Origin of the sequence: Sessilibacter corallicola (assembly GCF_021290925.1) — a bacterium.
Lineage (GTDB): Bacteria > Pseudomonadota > Gammaproteobacteria > Pseudomonadales > Cellvibrionaceae > Sessilibacter > Sessilibacter corallicola.
The window spans coordinates 1323950-1345239 of record NZ_JAJSLX010000001.1 but is presented as its reverse complement, the minus strand read 5'-3'; the positions used below and the strand labels follow the sequence as shown (position 1 = coordinate 1345239).

The 21290-nt window shown below is 44.8% G+C and carries 17 protein-coding genes; 10 read left to right on the top strand and 7 right to left on the bottom strand.

The features are described from left to right. Nucleotides 1-10 precede the first annotated feature (10 nt). The 3 genes from LU361_RS05620 to LU361_RS05610 all read left to right on the top strand — a co-directional run bounded on the left by LU361_RS05620 (nucleotide 11) and on the right by LU361_RS05610 (nucleotide 2430). Nucleotides 11-1291, top strand: a complete 1281-nt coding sequence (locus LU361_RS05620; protein WP_233087833.1) for an ammonium transporter — start codon at nucleotides 11-13, stop codon at nucleotides 1289-1291. A gap of 282 nt (nucleotides 1292-1573) precedes the next feature. Beyond that, nucleotides 1574-1912 carry a P-II family nitrogen regulator gene (locus LU361_RS05615; RefSeq protein ID WP_233087832.1) on the top strand — a complete coding sequence of 113 codons (339 nt, stop codon included), beginning with the start codon at nucleotides 1574-1576 and terminating at the stop codon, nucleotides 1910-1912. 248 nt (nucleotides 1913-2160) lie between these two features. Next, nucleotides 2161-2430, top strand: coding sequence for a hypothetical protein (locus tag LU361_RS05610; RefSeq protein WP_233087831.1), 270 nt, complete (start codon nucleotides 2161-2163; stop codon nucleotides 2428-2430). Between the two features lie 16 nt (nucleotides 2431-2446). On the opposite strand, the gene LU361_RS05605 is transcribed toward LU361_RS05610, so the two are convergent. From LU361_RS05605 to argH, 6 genes are all read right to left on the bottom strand, one after another. Continuing rightward, nucleotides 2447-3130, bottom strand: a complete 684-nt coding sequence (locus LU361_RS05605) for a DUF484 family protein (protein WP_233087830.1) — start codon at nucleotides 3128-3130, stop codon at nucleotides 2447-2449. Continuing rightward, nucleotides 3127-3957, bottom strand: coding sequence for a diaminopimelate epimerase (gene dapF / locus LU361_RS05600; RefSeq protein WP_233087829.1), 831 nt, complete (start codon nucleotides 3955-3957; stop codon nucleotides 3127-3129). Before dapF ends, LU361_RS05605 begins: the two co-directional genes overlap by 4 nt. A 5-nt stretch (nucleotides 3958-3962) precedes the next feature. Further along, nucleotides 3963-5216 carry a diaminopimelate decarboxylase gene (lysA, locus tag LU361_RS05595; RefSeq protein WP_233087828.1) on the bottom strand — a complete coding sequence of 418 codons (1254 nt, stop codon included), beginning with the start codon at nucleotides 5214-5216 and terminating at the stop codon, nucleotides 3963-3965. Between the two features lie 42 nt (nucleotides 5217-5258). Continuing rightward, nucleotides 5259-5423: an LPS translocon maturation chaperone LptM gene (gene lptM / locus LU361_RS05590; RefSeq protein WP_434064653.1), complete on the bottom strand. Its 165-nt coding sequence runs from the start codon at nucleotides 5421-5423 to the stop codon at nucleotides 5259-5261. A gap of 110 nt (nucleotides 5424-5533) precedes the next feature. Beyond that, the gene (locus LU361_RS05585; RefSeq protein ID WP_233087827.1) at nucleotides 5534-8368 is read right to left on the bottom strand and encodes a class I adenylate cyclase; all 2835 of its coding nucleotides are present in this window, start codon (nucleotides 8366-8368) and stop codon (nucleotides 5534-5536) included. Between the two features lie 67 nt (nucleotides 8369-8435). Beyond that, nucleotides 8436-9827 (bottom strand): argininosuccinate lyase, encoded by a 1392-nt coding sequence (gene argH, locus LU361_RS05580; protein WP_233087826.1) that lies wholly within the window; start codon nucleotides 9825-9827, stop codon nucleotides 8436-8438. Nucleotides 9828-10387: 560 nt separating this feature from the next. On the opposite strand from argH, the gene LU361_RS05575 reads away from it, so the two are divergent. The 6 genes from LU361_RS05575 to LU361_RS05550 all read left to right on the top strand — a co-directional run bounded on the left by LU361_RS05575 (nucleotide 10388) and on the right by LU361_RS05550 (nucleotide 16806). After that, complete coding sequence (locus tag LU361_RS05575) at nucleotides 10388-11515, top strand: sensor histidine kinase (protein WP_233087825.1); 1128 nt, start codon at nucleotides 10388-10390, stop codon at nucleotides 11513-11515. Between the two features lie 27 nt (nucleotides 11516-11542). After that, nucleotides 11543-12274 (top strand): LytR/AlgR family response regulator transcription factor, encoded by a 732-nt coding sequence (locus tag LU361_RS05570; RefSeq protein ID WP_233087824.1) that lies wholly within the window; start codon nucleotides 11543-11545, stop codon nucleotides 12272-12274. 74 nt (nucleotides 12275-12348) lie between these two features. Next, on the top strand, nucleotides 12349-13320 hold the full coding sequence (gene hemC / locus LU361_RS05565) for a hydroxymethylbilane synthase (protein ID WP_233087823.1): 972 nt from the start codon (nucleotides 12349-12351) through the stop codon (nucleotides 13318-13320). Nucleotides 13321-13329: 9 nt separating this feature from the next. After that, nucleotides 13330-14100, top strand: a complete 771-nt coding sequence (locus LU361_RS05560; RefSeq protein ID WP_233087822.1) for a uroporphyrinogen-III synthase — start codon at nucleotides 13330-13332, stop codon at nucleotides 14098-14100. Nucleotides 14101-14164: 64 nt separating this feature from the next. Beyond that, nucleotides 14165-15565: a uroporphyrinogen-III C-methyltransferase gene (locus tag LU361_RS05555; protein WP_233087821.1), complete on the top strand. Its 1401-nt coding sequence runs from the start codon at nucleotides 14165-14167 to the stop codon at nucleotides 15563-15565. Then, entirely contained in the window at nucleotides 15565-16806 is a 1242-nt protein-coding gene (locus LU361_RS05550) for a heme biosynthesis HemY N-terminal domain-containing protein (RefSeq protein ID WP_233087820.1), read from the top strand. Before LU361_RS05555 ends, LU361_RS05550 begins: the two co-directional genes overlap by 1 nt. Before the next feature lie 416 nt (nucleotides 16807-17222). Here LU361_RS05550 and LU361_RS05545 read toward each other — a convergent pair whose 3' ends face one another. Then, nucleotides 17223-17858 (bottom strand): TetR/AcrR family transcriptional regulator, encoded by a 636-nt coding sequence (locus tag LU361_RS05545; RefSeq protein WP_233087819.1) that lies wholly within the window; start codon nucleotides 17856-17858, stop codon nucleotides 17223-17225. A gap of 2604 nt (nucleotides 17859-20462) precedes the next feature. On the opposite strand from LU361_RS05545, the gene LU361_RS05540 reads away from it, so the two are divergent. Next, nucleotides 20463-21170, top strand: coding sequence for a TetR/AcrR family transcriptional regulator (locus LU361_RS05540; protein ID WP_233087818.1), 708 nt, complete (start codon nucleotides 20463-20465; stop codon nucleotides 21168-21170). The last annotated feature ends 120 nt before the right edge of the window (nucleotides 21171-21290 follow it).

Sequence of the window (21290 nt, the reverse complement as noted above, 5' to 3'; positions counted from 1 at the left end):
GAGAGCTGCTATGGAAAACAATGTATACGAACTCCAGTATGCTCTGGACACCTTTTATTTCTTGGTGTGCGGAGCCTTGGTAATGTGGATGGCTGCTGGTTTTGCCATGCTGGAGGCCGGCTTGGTGCGAGCTAAAAACACCACTGAAATTTTAACCAAAAACGTGGCGTTGTTCGCGATCGCTTGTACCATGTACTTAATATGCGGCTACCAACTCATGTACGGCGGTGGTTTCTTCTTATTCGACACTGACAGTGTTGCTTCAATGACAGAAGAAGCCGTTGCTGGTGTGCTCTCTGCACAAGCAGATTTCCGAAACGGTGTTGAAGATGCTTCTATGCCTTATTCAGGTGCATCAGACTTCTTCTTCCAAGTGGTTTTCGTAGCCACCGCAATGTCGATTGTTTCTGGTGCTGTTGCTGAGCGCATGAAGCTTTGGGCATTCTTACTGTTTGCAGTTGTTATGACTGGTGTTATCTACCCAATGGAAGGTGGCTGGACCTGGGGTGGTAAAGAAGTATTCGGCATGTTCACTCTTGAGTACAGTGACTACGCTGGTTCTGGTATTGTGCACATGGCTGGTGCCGCTGCAGCGCTTGCGGGTGTATTGGTACTTGGTCCACGTAAAGGCAAATATGGCCCGAACGGCGAAGTAAACGCAATTCCAGGTGCTAACCTACCGCTTGCCGCGCTTGGTATGTTCATCCTTTGGATGGGTTGGTTCGGCTTCAACGGTGGTTCAACACTTCAATTGTCTTCCATCGGTTCTTCAAACGAAGTTGCGAGTGTCTTCCTAAACACCAATGCTGCAGCTTCTGGCGGTTTGATTGCTGCACTTATCGTTGCTCGCATTATGTTTGGTAAAGCGGATTTAACCATGGCAGTGAACGGCGCGTTGGCCGGTTTGGTTGCTATTACTGCTGAGCCTGCAGATCCATCGCCTCTTCTCTCTACCATTATTGGTGCTGTAGGTGGTGTGTTAGTGGTATTCAGTATCCTTGCATTGGATAAAATGAAGATCGATGACCCTGTTGGTGCTATCTCTGTTCACGGTGTTGTTGGTATCTGGGGTGTTCTAGCCGTTCTTCTATCAGATTCAGATGCTACGTTTGGTGGTCAGATCGTTGGTCTACTCACCATCTTCGTCTGGGTATTCGTAACCAGCTTGATTGTTTGGTTTATCATCAAAGCAATCATGGGTGTTCGAGTCAGCGAAGAAGAAGAGTTCGAAGGCGTTGATATCTCAGAATGTGGTATGGAAGCTTATCCGGAATTCACTACCGGTAAGTAATCTACCTTCTAGAAAAAAGCCCGCATTTTGCGGGCTTTTTTTGTTTTGGGTATTGCTTTGAAATGCTTGTTAATTTCAACTTCACCCCAATTATGTGTGTCAAGGCCAGAAATATTGTTAAACCATATTCCTGATAGTGTTACCAACCAAGTTGGAATTTCTGGAAATGGTTGTATGTTATGGTAAGGTTAAATTGAGGTCTCTAATGGAGATGCATCTACTGACGTGACCAATAAACATACAGAGTAAAAATAAAATAGTTACGTACACAAGGACACATTAATGAAATTAATCACTGCTGTTATTAAACCATTTAAATTGGATGATGTGCGCAGTGCATTGTCTGAGGTGGGCGTTCAGGGGATGACCGTGACGGAAGTTAAAGGCTTCGGTCGCCAAATGGGTCACACTGAACTTTATCGCGGTGCAGAGTATGTCGTTGATTTCCTGCCTAAAGTAAAAATCGAATTAGCGGTCGATGACGCTGTGGTTGAGCAAGCAGTTGATGCAATCACCAAGGCGGCGCAAACCGGCAAAATCGGAGACGGCAAAATCTTCATCACGTCACTGGATGAGATTATTCGTATCCGTACTGGAGAAACCGGCGCAGACGCTGTGTAAGTTCTCTCTTCCAAGCTCTCTACCCCCGAGAGCTTGGTATGCCTATCTTCCCTAATTTTTCCCTTTCTTGCCTGTAAGTTCCTGCCTTAATCTTTCTTTTTATTTATTGGCTATTAATTGGTCTGTAAAGCATTTCAAAATAAACTAAGAAAAAGCTTGTAATGCCAAATAAAGTTAGAAAAGTTGCGCTATAAATATTGACTTGAAAATGACCGACTTATACGACGTTTATTTCAAGGGGGTAGGTTATGTCCGACGATTCTAACGAGGACTACGAAGACAATGCAGCGGATGAATCGCTGACTGATAGTGAAAGTAATGGTGATGGTGAGTCATCAGTAAATGCAGACGTTAACGCTGATTACAGTTTATCGGTGAAAGAACAAGAGCGCTTGATGTTACAAAATCAGGTGGAAGAGTTTTTGGCCAAGGGCGGAAAAATTGATCAGATCGATGCGAATATCACAGCCGATCCGCCGCAAAAACCTTCCAGTAACTACGGCAGTCGTCCGATCTAGGCCTTGGTATTTGGGGCTAGCTCATCAGTCGTGGTAAGCACCGGTTTAAGACTTCGCCGATGTAGCTCAGAAATAGGGTTCCCATGCTGGAGCGATAATAATCAGGATCGCTGTTGGCGATGGCTAAAATTCCCAGTGGGTAGCCATTCGACAAAGGTGTGATGGCGCATGAACCGATGTGTGGGTGCTCTTTTGGAAACAGCTCTTGAGTATCTTCCGGTGAAAACTGGCCGCACAGAGTTTTCGAGAGTCGCGTAAATCGTGGCAGGGATTTTTTGGCGTCTCGCAGAGAAATCAATCGAACGGGACCGACGCCTTCGGGTTTGCTCTCTGAGAACAAAATTAGGCTAGTGTACTGCACCTGAAAGTCGCTGTCAAAGCTGTAAAGCAAGGCATCGACAAGGTCGCCCAAATCTTCGGCTTCTAAAAGCCCGAGCACTAAACGACGGGTTTTATCAAACAGAACATCGTTTTCGCGGGCGTTGTCGATTAAGTGGCCGAGACGGTGGCGCAGCTCGACATTGCGATCTCGCAAAACACTGACTTGTTTTTCAATCAGCGAAATAGCCTTGCCGCTTTCGTGTGGGAGTTCGAGAGATTGCAGAAGTTGAGATTGGGAAAGAAAAAATTCCGGATGATTACGAAGGTATTGGCTAACTTGCTCTGGGGTTAGTTCATTATTGTCGACATTGTCGCTCATATGCGTACCTGACCATGAAATACCGAAGTTGCAGGCCCTGTCATAAACAATGCGTGATTGGGGCCTTCCCAATGAATCGTTAAATCGCCGCCGGGCAAATGCACGGTGACGGCACTATCCAAAATGCCTTGTTGAATTCCGCAGGCTACCGCCGCACAAGCGCCAGTGCCACATGCTAGTGTTTCACCGACACCGCGCTCAAATACCCGAAGGTTAACCTCGGTTCGAGAAACTACAGACATAAAGCCAACATTGACTCTGTTGGGAAACGCCGGGTGGTTCTCGATTTTGGGGCCGAGAGTTAATACCGGTGCTGTTTCAACATCCTCTACAACCAATACTGCGTGGGGATTCCCCATCGATGCAGCGCCAATGTTGTAGCACTGATTGTCGACTTCAATGGCGTAGCTTGATGCAGTGGCATCGGCGATAAACGGGATATTCGCTGGTGTAAATTCCGGCTCGCCCATATCGACCCGAATTTCACCGCTGTCGTTAACTTTTAGCACCATAATTCCGGTTGAGGTTTCAACCGATATTGATGATTTACCCGTCAACTTACGCTCGCGAACGAATTTAGCAAAACAGCGCGCACCATTGCCGCAGTTTTCGACTTCGCTGCCGTCTGCGTTAAAAATGCGGTAGCGGAAATCTACCTCAGGGTTGGTTGGGTAATCGACCACCAACACTTGATCACAGCCGATACCAAAGCGCCGGTCGCTTAAACTGCGAATGGTTTCCGGTGACAGGTTCGGTCGTTGGCTGATTGCGTCGATAACGATGAAGTCGTTACCCAGACCGTGCATTTTTGTAAATCGAAGTCGCATTGGTGTTATTCACTAATCGGTAAAAGAGATTCACCTTTAATTAAATCGGAAAAAGACTCTCTTTCTCTGACTACAAATGCACTGTCTTTATCAACCATGATTTCACAAGCGCGTGGTCTTGAATTGTAATTCGAACTCATCGTAAAGCAATAAGCGCCAGCGCCAAACATTGCCAGATAATCACCTGCTTCAATCGCCAATTTGCGATCGCGGCCAAGAAAATCCCCGGTTTCACAAACCGGTCCGACAATTTCCCATGCTTGAGCTTCGCCAGAACCTTTTGTTACCGGCTCTATCGCTTGCCACGCTTGGTAAAGTGCAGGGCGAATATTATCGTTCATTGCCGCATCGACAATGGCAAAGTTTTTATCCGCTGTGGGTTTTAAGTATTCGACCTGTGTGACCAAAATGCCGGCGTTGGCAACAATAGAGCGACCCGGTTCCATAACCAGTTCTAAATTTCGGCCTTTAATTTTTTCGATAACTTGGGCGAGATAATCGCCGGCATTTGGCGGTGTTTCTTCCTGATAAGTAACACCTAAGCCGCCGCCAATGTCTAAATGCTTGAGTACAATACCTTCAGCTTTTAGCTGATCAATTAATACGAGTAATCGATCTATGGCGTCCAAAAACGGAGTTACTTCCGTTAATTGGGAACCGATGTGGCAGTCCACGCCGGTAATTTCGATATTTTCTAGTGCCGCTGCCACTCGATAGGTATCGAGTGCATCGTCGATGGCAATGCCAAATTTGTTTTCTTTTAATCCCGTAGAAATGTAGGGATGCGTTTTGGCATCGACGTCGGGATTAACGCGCAATGAAATTTTCGCGACTTTATTACAGCTGAGCGCAACCTCGCTGAGTCTGTGTAATTCAGCTTTCGACTCGACGTTAAAACAAAGCACATCGGCTTCGAGTGCCTTTTTCATTTCCGCTTGGGTTTTGCCGACCCCCGAAAATACCACTTTCTTAGGGTCGCCGCCTGCGGCGATAACGCGATCCAATTCTCCGGCAGAAACAATATCGAAACCGCTGCCAAGGTGTGCAAGCAAGCCAAGTACGGCCAAATTTGAATTTGCTTTGACGGCGTAGCAAACCAGACCGGGGTAATCTTTTAACGCGTTTTGATAGGATAAAAACGCGTCGGTAATGGCCGCTTTACTGTACACATACAGCGGCGTGCCATAGTTCTCTGCTAAAGATTGTACGGAAAGGTTTTCTGCTAACAGGGAGTCCTGTTGCCAATCAAAGTAAGTCATAATTCAAATCTAACTGTAAAGCGCGCGATAAAATAGAGAATGCTAATTGTTCGGTTGTTGGTTTTCGTTGGGCTTTTCATCGGGCAAATACAACGGCCCGGTTTGGCCACAGCCCGATAAAGCCAAAAGACTCGCCAGCGAAATACCAATAAACAACAATTTTGAGCGAATTGCCCAAGTGCGCAATACGTGAAAATAATGAGGCATTTTCTATCAGCTCAGCAAAAAGGCAAGAGTATAGCAAAGCTAATGAGCACTAGCATTGGCTTTGCAAAATTTGAACAGTGCTTAAAGCGTTTTGGGTGAAAAGATCGGAATTATCGCAGTAATGTCGAATTGAGTTTTTGTTCAATGTCGTTTTTGATACGCAGATAATGACTCAAAAACAGCTCACCACCGTTATTGATTTGTTCTCTGCACAGCGAAATATCGACGTCTGACAGATAGCAGGGGTAGTTTTTGTCGCCTTTGCGGTGCGACAGAATGAATTGTTTTACCGCCGCGATTTGTTGGGGCAAATCGCCCGAGAATTCAAACTGATCGCAAAATAGTCGGTAGTGCAGTTTTTTTGAATTGATTGGCTCAACAATGACTTTGACCTCGAAATCGGAAAACATCGAAGCCCGTTTACTTAATTCGATAGTTTCACAATCAAGCCATTGGCCATGTTCTTGTTTCAACCGATAGAACAAAATCGGGCATTCATCCGCTTTTGGATCGTCACTGTTTAGAATTGGCTGCTTGTGCAAGACATTTTGAATGAACTGTTTCAGTGAGTGGAGCAGATTGTCCAAATGACCGAATGGGAATTGCAGCTGAATTAAGCTTTGGTTGCAATCGACAATAAACACTCGCGCTCGGTGTAACGCCAGCGGCAAAACAAACACCTTAATTCCGCGTTGTTGTGCGTTATCAATCACCAATTTAAGGGGGTGATGGTTCAGAGCGTAGCGGTCAAGTGCCAAAATTGACGACCGGCTCTGTGGTCGTTGCAACGCTGCCAACAAAGCTTCTTGTGAGTCGAACTGATCTACGTGAGGTTTGTTCGGAAATGACCGCAGTAAGTGGTATTTCTTGGCAACCTTAAAAACGTACCGCAAACCTGATTCCGTGGGCGAATGGGTTTGACGAGTGAGTTCAGAATTCAAATCTCGAAACAATTCGCGCATGCGTTCAGAGACACAATTGGAGTGCGGCGAACGCGGAGAGAAAACTATAATTTCGGGGAATTCTTGCGTCGGTTGGCTGTAAAACAACTGCAGATATCTGACCGCAATTTGCTGCACGCAATTTTCGCTGAAGCTTTGGCAAACGACTTCATTCCAGCTGTTGATAACGATTAATTCGATGCTGCTGACAAGATTTTTCTGCTGACTGCCGTAGCTAAATGCATCGCGAGTATCGTTGGGATCATCGTTGGATTTGTTGTCTTTAACATCAACGTGCCCAGCGAGATTGGTAAAAACCAACACCTGTTTAATGTGCGGTGTTCGAAGAAACTCATCGTGTTTGGGTTTAACCGGCGGCGTTACAATGCATGCACCAATTGAACTCAAAAATTGCTTAACGTAGCTCTCAGAAACCGTGTCGTCGCGAACAATAATGTCTGTGTCTAAATCGTAAATGCCGTTTAAATAACACCAGCACAGCAATTCACTTAAACTGTGAGACTGTTTGAGTAATAAATTAATGGTTGGATTCGATTCTTTTTTAGGAAGGCCGTAAACCTGCCAAAAACCGGACGACTGATTTAATTCGGTTTTCTTAAACAGAAGCACACGTTCTTTGATATCGAGACTGATATCAGGATTAATAAATTCGATTTTCCCGGCGCGACGATCAAATGCTGCGTTGAGTTTTCTGCCTAGGGTACGCAGCTCAGATTGATCGATGGCGTTCTCATCACTTTGGCGCGCACCAAAGTCCGAAACAAATCGGTAGCTGCGTGTTAATTCTTGGACTAAGTTTTGTTTTTCTAGCGTGGTTTGCGCCGCTTTCCAGGTGGCTCTAGCGTCCAATCGGGTGAGTTGGCGGTGCTGCCAGCCCCACTCGTGAACAATCTCCTGGAGTAAGCGCCACTGCCAACCCAATGGCGAAGACTGCTGGGTCAACGGACAATCGACCAAAAAATAAAAGCTTCGTCTGACCAGTTCCAGGCGTTTGCGTTCTTTGCGACCCTTTAAATACAGTTCGATACGGCGATACAAGCACAGATAAGCGTCGATCTGATTCAAATCGAATTCGTCGCCGTAGACGCGCTCTTTAAATTCAACGCTTAAGCTTTTTATGTTGGGGTAGGTGCTGGCGTAGGTTTCAAGCAATAAAAGTTTAAGCACCGATTTATAAGGCGAATCGATGCCTTTATACAACTGCCAAATGCCGGCGCCAACAAATTCATTGATCGGCATTTTGGCGACCGAGCCGAAATCAATGACCTCGTCGGTTGCGACTAACTTGCTGTCGAGCAAACTTTTTGCGAAGTGCTCGTACTGGTTCTCACAGTGCGGCGGCACCAACCACCACAGCGGAATACGGCCGCCTAACCAAATACCCGAACGATAAAATTCGTCGAGTAAAAGATAGTGCTGCGAGCTGCCGCTGCTTTCGTCATCGAGTTGCGCAATTTTGCCTTGGCGGAATTCTTCACTGTTCATGACAAAGCAGTGAACTTCGGCCTCGAATGCTTCTGCCCAGCGGGAAATCCGCTCACATTTGTGTTCCAGCAGACGTTTACTTTCGCTGTCTAGGTCGGGATTGTGACAAATCCAAACATCCAAATCACTGCGATTGCCGTGGGCGATGCTGCCAACACTTCCCATGATGAAAATGGAGTAAATGGCATTTTCGGCGTTTGACTGTGGAAATTCAAAATTACTGGCGAGGCGTTTAATCGCTAACTTATTGCGATTACTGATGTTAAAGCCACTTAGGCCCGACGGCGTTTTCTGAGAAACGTAACCTGGGAGTGCAGGATGATTGTAATGAAACAGCGCAGGTAGCGTGTCTAGAACAATTTGCTGGCGGTCATTTAAACCAAAGCGAGTTCGCGCCAAACGCTCTTCGCTGATGGCGAAGAAGCGTTGCTTGATGTTATCGATGTCCTGCTGGTTAAGGTCAGGCGCGATCTCTGCGGTGGGTAAAAGTTGGTTCATGGTGCCAGGTTTTTACCAGATTTCCATGTTGGTTTAGTGGCCTAAGTGAGCATGTATCGGCCCTAGTTTATGCGAGGGCCTCGCGTGCGCGTTTAACCGCAAGTTTGACCTGCTCAGGAGCGGTTCCGCCGAAGTGATTACGCGCGGCTACAGATCCTTCTAGGGTGAGAACATCGAATACGTCTTCACTAATAATATCGGAGAACTGCTGGAGTTGTTCGAGCGTTAGTTCCGATAAATCGACATTTTTCTCCAGTGCAAAAGCAACCGAGCGACCGACAACTTCGTGGGCATCGCGAAACGGCAAGCCTTTACATACCAGGTAATCGGCTAAATCGGTGGCGGTGGCATAGCCTCGTTTTGCGGCTTCGTACATAGAGTCTTTTTTCGAGCGAATCGCAGGAATCATATCGGCGAATGCGCGCAGGCAATCTTTGACGGTGTCGATGGCGTCAAACAGTGGTTCTTTGTCTTCTTGATTGTCTTTGTTGTACGCCAATGGCTGCGATTTCATTAGAGTTAACAAGGCAATTAAGTGACCGTTGATACGGCCGGTTTTTCCGCGCACAAGCTCGGGTACATCTGGGTTTTTCTTCTGCGGCATGATCGATGAGCCGGTACAGAAACGATCTGGCAATTCGATAAAATCAAACTGCGCTGAGGTCCAAAGTACCAACTCTTCCGATGCACGGGAAAGGTGAGTCAGTAACAAGCTTGAAAACGCACAGAATTCAATGGCGAAGTCGCGATCAGAGACGGAATCCAACGAGTTCTCGGTAGGTTTAGAAAAACCCAATAATTCAGCTGAATAAGCGCGATCAATTGGGTAGCTGGTGCCTGCGAGGGCAGCGGCGCCCAGTGGCGACTGATTGAGGCGTTTGCGGCAGTCGCGCAGACGGTCGGCGTCGCGGGTGAGCATTTCGAACCACGCTAATAAGTGGTGACCGAAGGTAACCGGTTGCGCGGTTTGTAGGTGGGTAAATCCGGGCATAATGGTTTCAGCTTCACGCTCAGCGAGGTCCAGTAAACCCGTTTGTAAGCGTTGTAATTCTTGCTCGATGTTGTCGATTTCATCGCGCAAATACAATCGAATATCCGTCGCAACTTGGTCGTTGCGAGAGCGGCCGGTGTGTAATTTTTTACCGGTAATGCCAATCAGTTGAGTCAAGCGCGCTTCAATGTTCATGTGCACGTCTTCAAGCTCAACGCTCCAAGCGAATTCTCCGCGCTCAATTTCGCCTTCAATTTGGGTTAAACCTTGGTGAATTTGATCGCACTCTTCTTCGGTGAGCACGCCGACTTTTGCCAGCATTTTTGCGTGCGCTTTTGAGCCGGCAATATCTTGGCGGAACATGCGTTGATCAAAGTCCACGGATGCCGTGAAGCGTTGAACAAAAGCGTCGGTTGGCTCGGCAAAACGGCCGCCCCATTGTTGATTCGTAGAAGAGTCTGAAGACATGTTAAAACCTTGCAAAATCGAAACTGAAATTAACGTAAAACTGGAATTAGCGTTGTAAAATGTGAGTATAAAACGCCAATTTTCTATCAAGCTGATAAAAATGCTCGGGCTTGAAAGAAATTTAGTTCTTAAAATGAAGAGCAAATATTACTGTTTGCTGTTTCTCTCCAGCCATTTCATTCTCTCACTTTTGCGTAAAACCTCATGGCTTTAGTGCTTCATCATAAAAAGCGGTCGCAAACAGCGGAAACTGATCCTCAATGGCGGTTGCTTAAATCGGAAATCTGCCAACTGTTTGAGAACCATGAATAATTCATTAACATTTTAAATGGAGATTTCTGCTAAAAGTCATTGGCGAGCATTGTTCGAAAAATATCGGCCAACTGCATCAATTATCCGGTTAAATTAATTGACTGCTCGGGCATAGTATTGGGGCATAGTATAAAGAAAGCCATGGTTAGCTGCGAGAGCCTTTAAATTACCGATATTTGCAGCGAATGTCTTAGACTTTTTTTATTTATAAAGAATTGATAGTTCAAATGAATCGACAGGACGCCTAATTGAAAAATACCGGCAGTGGGCCAGCGAGCGCCGACAATTCAGCAACCGTTCCCAATAACAGAAATGAAAGTGCCGCGTTTTTGCCAGATTTATGTTCTTTGCAGTCAGTATTGGTGCTGGTTGTCGGAGCCTTGCTGATTGCTATTGCGTTGGTTTTGGTGGATTCGTCACTCAGTAATTTTAATTGGCCCATGCTCGGGCAATTATCGATGTTGTTGCAGTGGATTACGCTTGGCTCGGCGGCGGTGCTGTGCCAGCTGCGTTTTTGGTTGGGCCGAATTCCGGTCGCAGTGGCTGGGGCTCTGTGTTACTCGTTTGTGGTGGTTATCGCACTGGTCTTTACCGCCATCGGTCAATGGCTTATCTACAACACCATTGATTACGATATTCTCGCCAGAACTGGCTTTATTACCGCGATTATTAGTGGTGTTGTCTTGCGCTACATGTACCTACAGCAGCAGCTATACCATCAGCAGCAAGCCAGCGCCAAAGCGCAAATTTCAGCCCTGCAAGCCCGTATTCGCCCGCACTTTTTATTCAACAGCATGAATTCCATTGTCAGCTTGATCACGATTGATCCCGAGCGCGCCGAGCGCGTTACCCTAGATTTGTGCGATTTGTTTCGATCGAGTTTGGCCAAACCGGCGTTGGTGCCATTGAATACTGAGCTTGAGTTGGTGAATCAGTATTTTTCGATTGAAAAGCTCCGTTTAGGGGGCAGGCTGGTCGTGCATTGGAAAAAGTCGGGTGATCTGAGCGATGTACTTATCCCAAGTATGATTTTGCAACCACTGCTGGAAAATGCGATTTACCACGGTATTGAACCCCGTGAAAATGGCGGCGAAATTTCCATTTCGGTGTCGGAGGTTGAATCCGTTATCTATATTTCTATTACCAATCCGATTCCGAAGGACGCTCTGGGGCGGCCCATTGAGCCTTTGCGGCGCGGCAATGGGCTCGCTCAGGACAACATTCGTGCGCGTTTGTCGGCTTATTGCGGCTCTTCAGCCACATTTGAGACAAATGTTAACGACGGGGAATATCACGTCAACCTAAGCTACAACAAAACGAAACTTCAACGCGATTTTCTGGAGCCTGATTTATTGGAATCAGAGCAAAAGCGTTAGTCTAAAACAGGCAGTAATGAATATTTTATGGATATATTGATCGTTGATGATGAACCCTTAGCGCGGGCAAGATTGGTAAAGTTATTGGCAGACATTCCAGATTGCCAAATCGTTGGCCAAGCTTCTACCGGTGATGAAGCACTTGAGCAAATTCACCGCGTAGACCCCGATTTAGTGTTATTGGACATTCGTATGCCCGGCCCGAGCGGCATGGAAGTGGCGCAAAAAATTTCGACCATTGAAGACCCCCCGGCTATTATCTTTTGTTCCGCCTACGACCAGTATGCGTTGGAGGCATTTGATGTAAAGGCGGTGGGCTATTTACTCAAGCCGATTCGATCGCAACAGCTGCAAGAAGCGATTGAAAATGCGAAAAAGCTAAATCGCTTACAAAAAACCACAGACAATCATCAACCACCAGAACCTGGACGTGCCCATATAACCGCCAAGACCCATCGCGGTGTGGAGTTGATTGAAATCGAAACCATCCGTTTTTTCAGCGCCGATCAAAAATACGTCACGGTAATTCACACTGGCGGACAAACCTTAATCGATCAAACCTTAAAAGATCTTGAGGCGAATTTTAGCGATAGCTTTATTCGAGTTCACCGCAATGCGTTGGTGGCCAAAAAGTACATTGTCGCGTTAGAAAAAGGCCCGGAGAAGGGTTATCAGCTGTGCTTACAAGATTGTGAAATCAAGCCTGTGGTCAGCCGTCGTCACTTAACAAGTGTAAAGGAATTGATGCAGCGCCTATAGGCAATTTCACGGGGTCATTTGAGACTGGTATCATTTGCGCTTTGGCACATGCCCGAGCTAGATGAGAAAAGATTATGTCGCAATTGCCCTCAACTGACGAATCAACCCCCGAGAATAAAACACTCCGTATTGCCACCCGAGAAAGTGCATTGGCGCTGTGGCAGGCGGAGTATGTGAAAGCTGAGCTTGAGCGTATCCATCCCGATTTGAGCGTTGAGCTGTGTCCTATGACCAGTCGAGGCGATAAAATCCTTGATGTTCCGTTGGCGAAAGTGGGTGGTAAAGGGCTGTTTGTAAAAGAACTGGAAACCTCCATGCTTGCCGGCGAGACCGATATTGCCGTTCATTCCATGAAAGATGTGCCCATGGAATTCCCAGAAGGGCTCGGTTTGGCGGTTATTTGTCCAAGAGAAGACCCCCGTGATGCATTAGTTTCCAATACCTACGATAGTTTTGATGCCCTCCCTCAAGGTGCCATTGTCGGTACTTCCAGTCTGCGCCGTCAGTGCCAGCTGTCTTCCATTCGCCCCGATCTTGAAATTCGATTCTTACGCGGAAATGTAAATACCCGTTTGGCAAAGCTTGATGCAGGTGAATATGATGCCATTATTCTTGCTGCTGCAGGTTTAATTCGCCTGGAAATGGCCGAGCGAATTAAACAATTCCTAGAGCCCGAACTCAGTTTGCCAGCTGGTGGACAAGGTGCGGTGGGTATCGAATGCCGAACCGACGACGAGCAAGTGCTGGCACTGCTAAAGCCGCTGCACGACGATGCAGCTGCAATTCGCGTTACCGCAGAGCGAGCGATGAATCGCCGGTTAGAGGGCGGTTGTCAGGTTCCTATTGGTTGCTACGCTGAACTAGAAGGCGAAGAGGTTTGGTTGCGAGGGTTAGTCGGTCGTCCGGATGGCACAGTTATCTTGTCTGATGAGGTTCGAGGCCCTAAAGCTCAGGCATCTGAACTCGGTATTCAGTTGGCAGAACGCCTTTTGAGCGCAGGTGCTGGTGACATCTTGCAAGAAGTTTACGGCCACTCGATTAAATAGGGCGACGTTTTGACAATTTGGTTAACACGCCCGAAAGCTCAGGCAGCAAAAACCCATGAGCGCTTGGTTGCGCTGGGATACGAATCGATTTGGTCGCAGCCGTTGATGGAGATTGTCCCCGTAGCGGGTGCTCAGCAACGGCAGAAAATTCGCGGCCAGGTCATGGATCTCGATCTGTATCACATCGCAATTTTTGTGAGCCAAAATGCGGTTCAGTTTGCCTTTGATGTAATCGATGATTTTTGGCCGCAACTGCCCTTGAATACCGAGTTTTTCGCCGTTGGCAGCGCAACTGCGCGTACCTTGACCTTGCACGGTGTGAACGCAGAGTCGGGTCTCGGTGAAGCCATGGACAGCGAATCTCTGCTGATGTTGCCTCAACTCAACGCGGTTGATGGGCTCAAAGTGGTGATATTTCGAGGCTTAGGCGGGCGCACCAAGCTTGCCGATGAACTGATTTCTCGCGGCGCTTGCGTTGACTATTGTGAGCTGTACGAACGCGTTTATCCCAGCGACTGCGCCAGCGCGCTGGCAGTCAGCCAATTCGGCAATGACTCGCAAGATATCATACTGGTATACAGCGGCGAGAGTTTGCAAAACCTCCAGCGCAGTATTTTAGAAAGCCAAAAAACACACGTATTCAATACTGCTGTTGTCGTACCCGGAGCGCGGGTTGCGGCGATGGCAAAATCCCTCGGGTTCACGACCATTTTCGAAGCTAAAAACGCCTCTGAGGAAGCGATGATCACAACCATGACACAAGCTTGCGATAGCTTGTAATTCGGTGCCATCGTTATAGGCAAGGACACAATTTTAATTAGGCTCGCGCCTAGGACATTACGGCATGACAGACGCTCCAAAAGATCAAAACGAATCACCGGAAAACACGCCTTCCGATTCATCCCCCCAGTTACCTAATAAAACTTCGTCGACAGATTCTTCGCCCACAGAGACTTCGACTTCAAATCAGCACGATGAATCGAAAAAAGCTGATCCCGAAACCTTAGTCGCAGAACCTGTTCCAGATACAAGCACTGTTTCAGATAAAAACAGCAAAGCCAGCTCCAAAAGTACCGATTCAAGTCAGGTTGAGCCAAAGTCTGAGCCAAAACAAAAATCCGCAGCGAGTCATAAACCCGCTAAGAAAAGCCGATTTACCGGAGTTTTCCTCAGCTTATTGTTTCTATTGGTGATCGGATTGATAGCCGCGGCTGGATTTGTCGGTTACTGGTTTTACCCGCAGTGGCAGCAGCAAGCGGAACAAGTCGTTTCTCTACGTTCGGAAATACAACAGCGCGATGGTGAAGTTAAGCGATTGGAGCAATCTGTCGCGACGCTAAACCAACAGTTAAAAACCCAAGCGTCGCAAAGCCAATCGACTGCTGAAGCACTCACATTGAGTGTTGAAGAAGTGACTCAACGACTGAACACGCACAACGAGCGCTTGTTATCGCTGTCTAATACCAGCCGAGAAGATTGGTTGCTCGCCGAAGCACACTACTTAGTTCGATTGGCCAGTCAGCGCATTTTAATCGACCAAAATGTGCAATCGGCTCTAGGGTTAATGGAAGCTGCCGATGCCATCTTGCGAGATCTTTCCTTGCCAGATTTATTCCCCGTTCGTCAGGCTTTAGCCCGCGATCTTGCCGCGATTCGATTGGCCGCAGAAGTGGATCGCGAAGGCATTTATTTGCGACTCCAAGGTCTTGCCGAGACAGTATCGGTATTGCCGACTCATCAATTGCCCGAAGCGTTGCGCAGTGAAACAACGTCTTTGTCAGTTGAAAATGATACGACAGAAGAACCTGCATCCGATAATTTATGGAATCGTGTCTCAGAGGGGGTTAGCGACGCTGCGAAATCGTTTGGTCAGTATTTCCAAATTCAACATCACGACGAACCTGTAGCGCCATTGCTGCCGCCTTCGGCGTCTGAATATTTGCGTCAGAACTTACGCTTTTCTATCGAACAGGCGCAGTTGGCCATGTTAAGAGAAGAAAAGGGCATTTATACCGCGGCTTTGAATAACGCGAAAATATTGGTAGAAACCTATTTTCCACAATCCAACTCTGCTGGCGCACTAATTTCTGAATTGGATTATTTGTCGCAACTAGAAATTATACGAACATTGCCAGCGGTCAATAATTCTCAGCAACAATTACAAGCGTACATTGAAAAACTGCACAAATTAGGCAGTCAAGAAGCCTCATCTGCCGAGCCAGAACTCGAAGAGGATGAGCAATAATGAAAACAAAATTAATTCAATTATTGCTGTTAATTTTAGCGGTTTTAGTCGGCGGATTTTTTCTTGAGAAACTGATCACCGCTAACCCCGGTTTTGTTCTGATTTCTATTGGCAATACCACTGTGCAAACCGAGTTTTGGTTTTCGGTTTTTTTGGTTATTTTTTCCGTATTGCTGCTGTATCTTCTAATTAAATTTATACGAGTGTTGTTCAGAATTTCACTGCGATTATTGGGGGTGAAAAGCCAGTCGGCACGGGCAAAACAAACGGCGCAAGGTATCACTGAATTTTTAATTGGTAACTACGCCACGGCAAAAAAATTACTGTTGGGCTCTGCCGGACGCTCGCCCATGCCCGAAGTAAATTTACTGGTTGCCGCGCAATCGGCGCATTTTTTGGGTGATGAAAATAACGCGCAAGAAATTCTGAGCGAAGCAGAGAAATACTCTTCTAACACGGTTGCCCTGACATTGGCGCGTTCGCAACTACTCGAGCAACAGAGTAAATTACGTGAAAGTATTGTCTGTGTGGAACAGCACCTTGAGGAGTATGGAAATAACGGACTGTTGCTGGAACGTTTATGCCATTTATACGCAGAGACAGGTGATTGGGCCAAGGTGCGCAGCACATTACCTAAACTCAAAAAGCGATTAACTCATGAAAGAAAAGATTATTTTCAGCGGCAAATTGCACTGTACGAATTAAGAGACATTGCTGAGCAATCGCAAGTGAGTGATAAAACTAAGGTTGCTGAGCAACTGCAAGTTAAATGGTTAGAACTGCCGTCTAAGTTCCGTCACGATCCGCAACTGCTTGATAGCTACATTCGCTTGCTGAGTCAGTTGAATGCGGTTACTCAGGCCGAACAATCCATTAAAAAGATTCTTTCTGAGCGTTGGGATACCGAACTGCTCAATCTTTATGGCACCCTCAACGCTGAGAATCCACAGAAACAGCTGTCTGCTGCCGAAGCATGGATCAAAACACACGATGATGATCCGGCGTTGTATTTGGCGTTGGGCAGAATCAGCTTGCGCAATCGACTGTGGGGCCAGGCTCGTGAATATTTTGAAAAGAGCATTCAATTAAAGCCTAGCCACAGCGCTTACGCTGAGCTTGGCAGGTTGTTAGAAAGCTTGGGCGAAAATGAACTCAGCCGTGACTCCTATCGCCAATCAGCGCTTATTTTGAGCCCGTCTTTACCGGCGTTGCCTTTGCCGGAAAAATCCAAATCGGTGTGAACAGGCCCTAGGATCCTTTAGTTTTCTAGTATTTTGCATCTTCTACCTTGTACACAGGCTTTTCATTCAGTTGCTAGTTATGAGTGGAAAGCCTTGAATCCAGTTCTTATCCTTTCCTTCTTAGCTTCGGCTATTTCTATCGCTTCCTAACAATCTTTTCTTGAACGTTCGATCTTTAATAAAGTAATTGGGTTTTTGTTAACCGTGAATCTTTATTTTTTGAATGTTCATTAATTTTAGTTTTTAGGTAACGAGTAAATTATTTTCTAACGAAAGAAAAACGGGCGCTCAGTTAAGAGAAGAGAAACAACGAGGGATTGATAAATAAAAAAGAGGGGAAGAGAGAACTTTAAGTCCGCCTTTGCTTAACTAATTTTTTTAGTAAACAAAGGCGAGGACTTATTAACTACTGATTATTACTGAGTAGCAGAGCGGCGGTAGAAACCTAAGCTGTTTAGGAAGCCTTCGCACAATTGTTTCAATTCTTGCTCGCCAGAAGCCGTCTTAGAGAACGTGCTCAAACCGCAAAGGAAGGTTAGGAACATATTACTGTAAAGAACAACATCAGTGTGTTGTGGCAATTCGTTATTCTTAACCGCGATAGCGAATAAGGAGTTTACACGTTGACGACGCTTTTCTAATACATCAGTCAGTTGCTTAGCAAGCGCGCTATCAGAAGTGATTAATTCGTTGATGCAGTTAAACACCATACAACCACGATGACGTTCGTCGGCAGCGCGTGCTTCACTGATTCGATCCATTAAGGAGAAGAAAGTGTCACCAACGTGTACGTCTTCATCCAAGTTATCTAGTAAAGCGTCTGGTGAGTTTTTAATGTATAGGTTCAATGCTTGTAGGAATAGTGCTTCTTTTGAATCAAAGCTGTGATACAAGCTTGCACGAGTTAGACCGTTGTCACGTGCAATCTCGTTTAAAGAGACGTTGTTATAACCCTGTTCCCAAAACTTGTGCATAACTGATTGTACAAGTTGACCCTTGTCGAAAGAGATTGGACGACCACGAGAACTTCTTTTTACTTTTTCAGTGTTCATAATTTAGCTTCCTTGTAAACGATTAATGAATCCGCAGTTTTAATAAAATGTATTTTTAATTTTTCGTTACACTTTTTGTGTAATCTATTTTGGTTTTCAGCAAGTTTCACGCTAAGAGGCCAACAATGTTTTCAGTAGGTAGATGTTGGACTAGTGGCGTATGCCCTTTTGTTGTTTCTGCTTCCTTGCAGTGTTTTATTCGAAACTGATATCAGTAAACATTTTTTCCGTAATGTTTTTTGTATCTATCAATTTCGAAATAAAATTTGGTTTTCATTCTGACATCGAAATTCAAATTTCTTTACGAAAAATTTCTAGTCTTTTAGTAGCAGATCAATCCTTGTTATGAAATTGATTGCAGGTACTCTTTGTTTGTCTATGACAGTTTGTCTGTCGGATTTGGCTTATTTATGTAATTTAGTAGTGCCTAATTAATGTTGCCAAATCTAATCTTTTATAACTACTGTATGTTAATTCAGTGTTTAATGTATGGGGCTAAGCAACAGTTTAAAAGAGTGTTTTGTCACGTTTTTAAAACTTTATTTTTTGTTGCTGTTTTTAATGCCCCTGTAATAAACCGCTGCAATTTGATTGTGTTTTAAATTGGCGATTTATCCTATCCGTTTTGGTTTTTTACACTTAAATTATGTTAATTTTTTTAAACTTTTGATTTTTAATTTCTATCTGCTCTAGCTTTTTTGGATTTACACATCCGTTTGGTCTTAAATTCGCGCTTAATAATTTTATCGTTCATTCAAAATGTTTAGTCAAGAACAATTCGATAATTTTTTTACATCTGGTTTAGCGTGAATTTGCTTGCGTAAAACGAAAATTAATAATCGATTTTTTGGGCAAGCCTTATCTATTAACAGGGTTAACAATAAGCCTGTTGAGCTTGAGAATTTTACTTGTGTTTAAATCTAGATATTGAGCTAGCCAGTTTCAGTTCTTTCTTCGAAGAAATGCGAAATTAGAACTGTAGCGATTACTTTCATTTTGAATTCCTTTTGTTCGATTTCCGTTTCGAGCTATCTATTCCGTTAGAGTCCTATCTCTTGAGCTCAACCATGTGAAGTGTAGGTTTTTAAGTCATCTTGAATTTGATTATACATTAAAATTCTAGATTCTTATAACTTTTAATTCTTGGTTGTATTCAAGTAGATATTTCGCTTTATAACAAGAGGCTTTTCCTATTTTCTCAGCTGTCAAAAATTACAGTAATTGGTCAAAATCTAGTTATAAGAGCCAAAATTAACCAACAATTCAGTTATCTGGCCAAAAATTCTTGATATTTCTTTAGGTGGGCCACCCTAAGCCCTAATTTTCTTTTTCTCACCTTGCTGAATAAAATTTAATCTTTTTTGTGTTTGCAAGGTAATTGTTGAGATGTTAATCGAATAATCGATTCAAATCTCTTCACTCGGTCTCGTAAACCCAGTGTGTAGTTATCATTTTTGGTGAAGGTCACCAGTGGAAGGTGGCGTGGTAGCCAAATCTAGAAGAGGAGATGAGACATATCCTATCATTAAGGTTTGTAGAGTGATCAAACGCCGTACCTTCGGCTTATTGGTCACTAGCTATCTCGCCTTATACCTTTTTCACTGAAATTCCCTTTGCATATATTATCTTTTATTTATTATTGAATGTTAAAACCTAAGTTTACTTTTGTCTCGATAATGTGAAGTAGGTCGCTTTTATTTAACATGTCTGTGTATTTATTAATTCAATAATGTGACTGGATGTTTAATTAGATGCCATTTTGTCTTAATAAAAAAAACGTTTTTCGGTTAAATGATCAAGAAGTTTTACACTGGCGCACTCAGTATCCGTTCAGTTGGCGTTCAAAATAGTATTTTTATTCGGTGAAACAGGCGCCAAACCTTAAAATCTAGGTGTTGACGCTCTGATTGATTTTTAACCGCCACCATTTTCTGTGCAAGTTATCGATCATTCAACAACCAGTGCTGCCCATCCCACTCCTCGCGATTCCATCAAAAACCCTCCTATGTCCGTATGTGAAATCATCACATATGTTGATTTTTTAATTTCAGGGGGATGATAAAATTTTTACTAATTCATTAGGTTTAACACCAAATAATACTGTAAACACCAGGAATGAAGTTGAGTTTGCATTTGTAAGTGCAACGTAAGTAAATGTGGCTTTATGTGCAGGAGAAATGCTATTGGTGGCATGTTGATTAGTGCAGAGACAACAGTGCCAATTCACCAAAGCAATCAATAAAGAACGCAAGCTGATCAAATGTTGTAGCCCTCCAACAAGACTTCCTGATTATAAAAAGAACATTAGAGATACGGGCTTGTTCACACCATATTGAAGGATTCCACTGAAGATAATTTTTTAATCCATCTTATATCCGTTAGACAAACGGTCGCTTGGCTTGCCTGAGTGAAAGATAACACTTCGAGTAGGAATGACTCTGGCAGTGCGTGTGGCAATAGACAACGTTGTTCGCGGCGGCTTATTACCGGAACAAAGGTTGAGCGCGAGATTCCGCTCTGTAAGCGGTGAGAAGAACAAAAGAGCGTGAACAGGCCCTAGTAAAAGAATTTAGATTTCATACTTATACAGGGGATTATTCAACAATGTATCAAGAAGACGGAGGAGTCATTCCAAAGCCGACCAGAGGTCGACCGAAATTAGCGTTGGAAGACAACGAGACTAGAGAGCGGATCTTAAACACCGCACAACGACTTTTTGCTCAAAAAGGGTTCGATCGAGTCAATCTTCGCGAGCTCACCCGTGAAGCCAAAACCCACTTGGCGGCGGTAAATTACTATTTTGGTACCAAAGATCAGTTGTTGATTGCACTTGTTAAACGTGCAAGTGAAGAGATTTGTACCGAGCGTCAGCGACTGTTGAGCCAAGCTTTGGAGCAAGATCTGCCAAGGCAAGACAAGGTTGCTGCCATTCTCAAGGCGCTTTTAAAGCCGTCAATTTCGTTACCCACTGAAAACCAAGATAATGTCTCATCCGGTTCTTTATTAGCGCGAGCTGCTAATTTGGGCTTTTCTTCCGATTTACTTCTGGCATTAAAAGAACACAATGCTCAATTAAAACCCTTTATTGACGCATTGATCGAGATTCTTCCGAACGCCGGTCGTGAAGAAATCAGTTGGCAAGTGTACTTTTTATTAAACATTGAGCAGGCTGTTCACACGCAGATTGAAAAAGTCGAACACTACTTGGAAAACCTGGAAGGTGTGATCGATGAAAATGATCTGCTCGATCGAGTGATTTCATTTGCGGTTCCAGGTCTTCTGTCTTTGGCAGAACAAGCCGAAGTGCATTAATTGCTTCAATCTAAACTCTAAAACTCATTGAGTACCCACGGTCATCACAGATGGCTGTGGGATAAATGCGATCAATCGTATTTACCTTTTTATACCCTTAATGTTAATTCTCAACGTTTT

Bases quoted from the DNA above. Each gene is read 5' to 3' on its own strand.
- LU361_RS05620 (WP_233087833.1), top strand. From the start codon at position 11: ATGGAAAACAATGTATACGAACTCCAGTATGCTCTGGACACCTTTTAT.
- LU361_RS05615 (WP_233087832.1), top strand. From the start codon at position 1,574: ATGAAATTAATCACTGCTGTTATTAAACCATTTAAATTGGATGATGTG.
- LU361_RS05610 (WP_233087831.1), top strand. From the start codon at position 2,161: ATGTCCGACGATTCTAACGAGGACTACGAAGACAATGCAGCGGATGAA.
- LU361_RS05605 (WP_233087830.1), bottom strand. From the start codon at position 3,130: ATGAGCGACAATGTCGACAATAATGAACTAACCCCAGAGCAAGTTAGC.
- dapF (WP_233087829.1), bottom strand. From the start codon at position 3,957: ATGCGACTTCGATTTACAAAAATGCACGGTCTGGGTAACGACTTCATC.
- lysA (WP_233087828.1), bottom strand. From the start codon at position 5,216: ATGACTTACTTTGATTGGCAACAGGACTCCCTGTTAGCAGAAAACCTT.
- lptM (WP_434064653.1), bottom strand. From the start codon at position 5,423: ATGCCTCATTATTTTCACGTATTGCGCACTTGGGCAATTCGCTCAAAA.
- LU361_RS05585 (WP_233087827.1), bottom strand. From the start codon at position 8,368: ATGAACCAACTTTTACCCACCGCAGAGATCGCGCCTGACCTTAACCAG.
- argH (WP_233087826.1), bottom strand. From the start codon at position 9,827: ATGTCTTCAGACTCTTCTACGAATCAACAATGGGGCGGCCGTTTTGCC.
- LU361_RS05570 (WP_233087824.1), top strand. From the start codon at position 11,543: ATGGATATATTGATCGTTGATGATGAACCCTTAGCGCGGGCAAGATTG.
- hemC (WP_233087823.1), top strand. From the start codon at position 12,349: ATGTCGCAATTGCCCTCAACTGACGAATCAACCCCCGAGAATAAAACA.
- LU361_RS05555 (WP_233087821.1), top strand. From the start codon at position 14,165: ATGACAGACGCTCCAAAAGATCAAAACGAATCACCGGAAAACACGCCT.
- LU361_RS05550 (WP_233087820.1), top strand. From the start codon at position 15,565: ATGAAAACAAAATTAATTCAATTATTGCTGTTAATTTTAGCGGTTTTA.
- LU361_RS05545 (WP_233087819.1), bottom strand. From the start codon at position 17,858: ATGAACACTGAAAAAGTAAAAAGAAGTTCTCGTGGTCGTCCAATCTCT.
- LU361_RS05540 (WP_233087818.1), top strand. From the start codon at position 20,463: ATGTATCAAGAAGACGGAGGAGTCATTCCAAAGCCGACCAGAGGTCGA.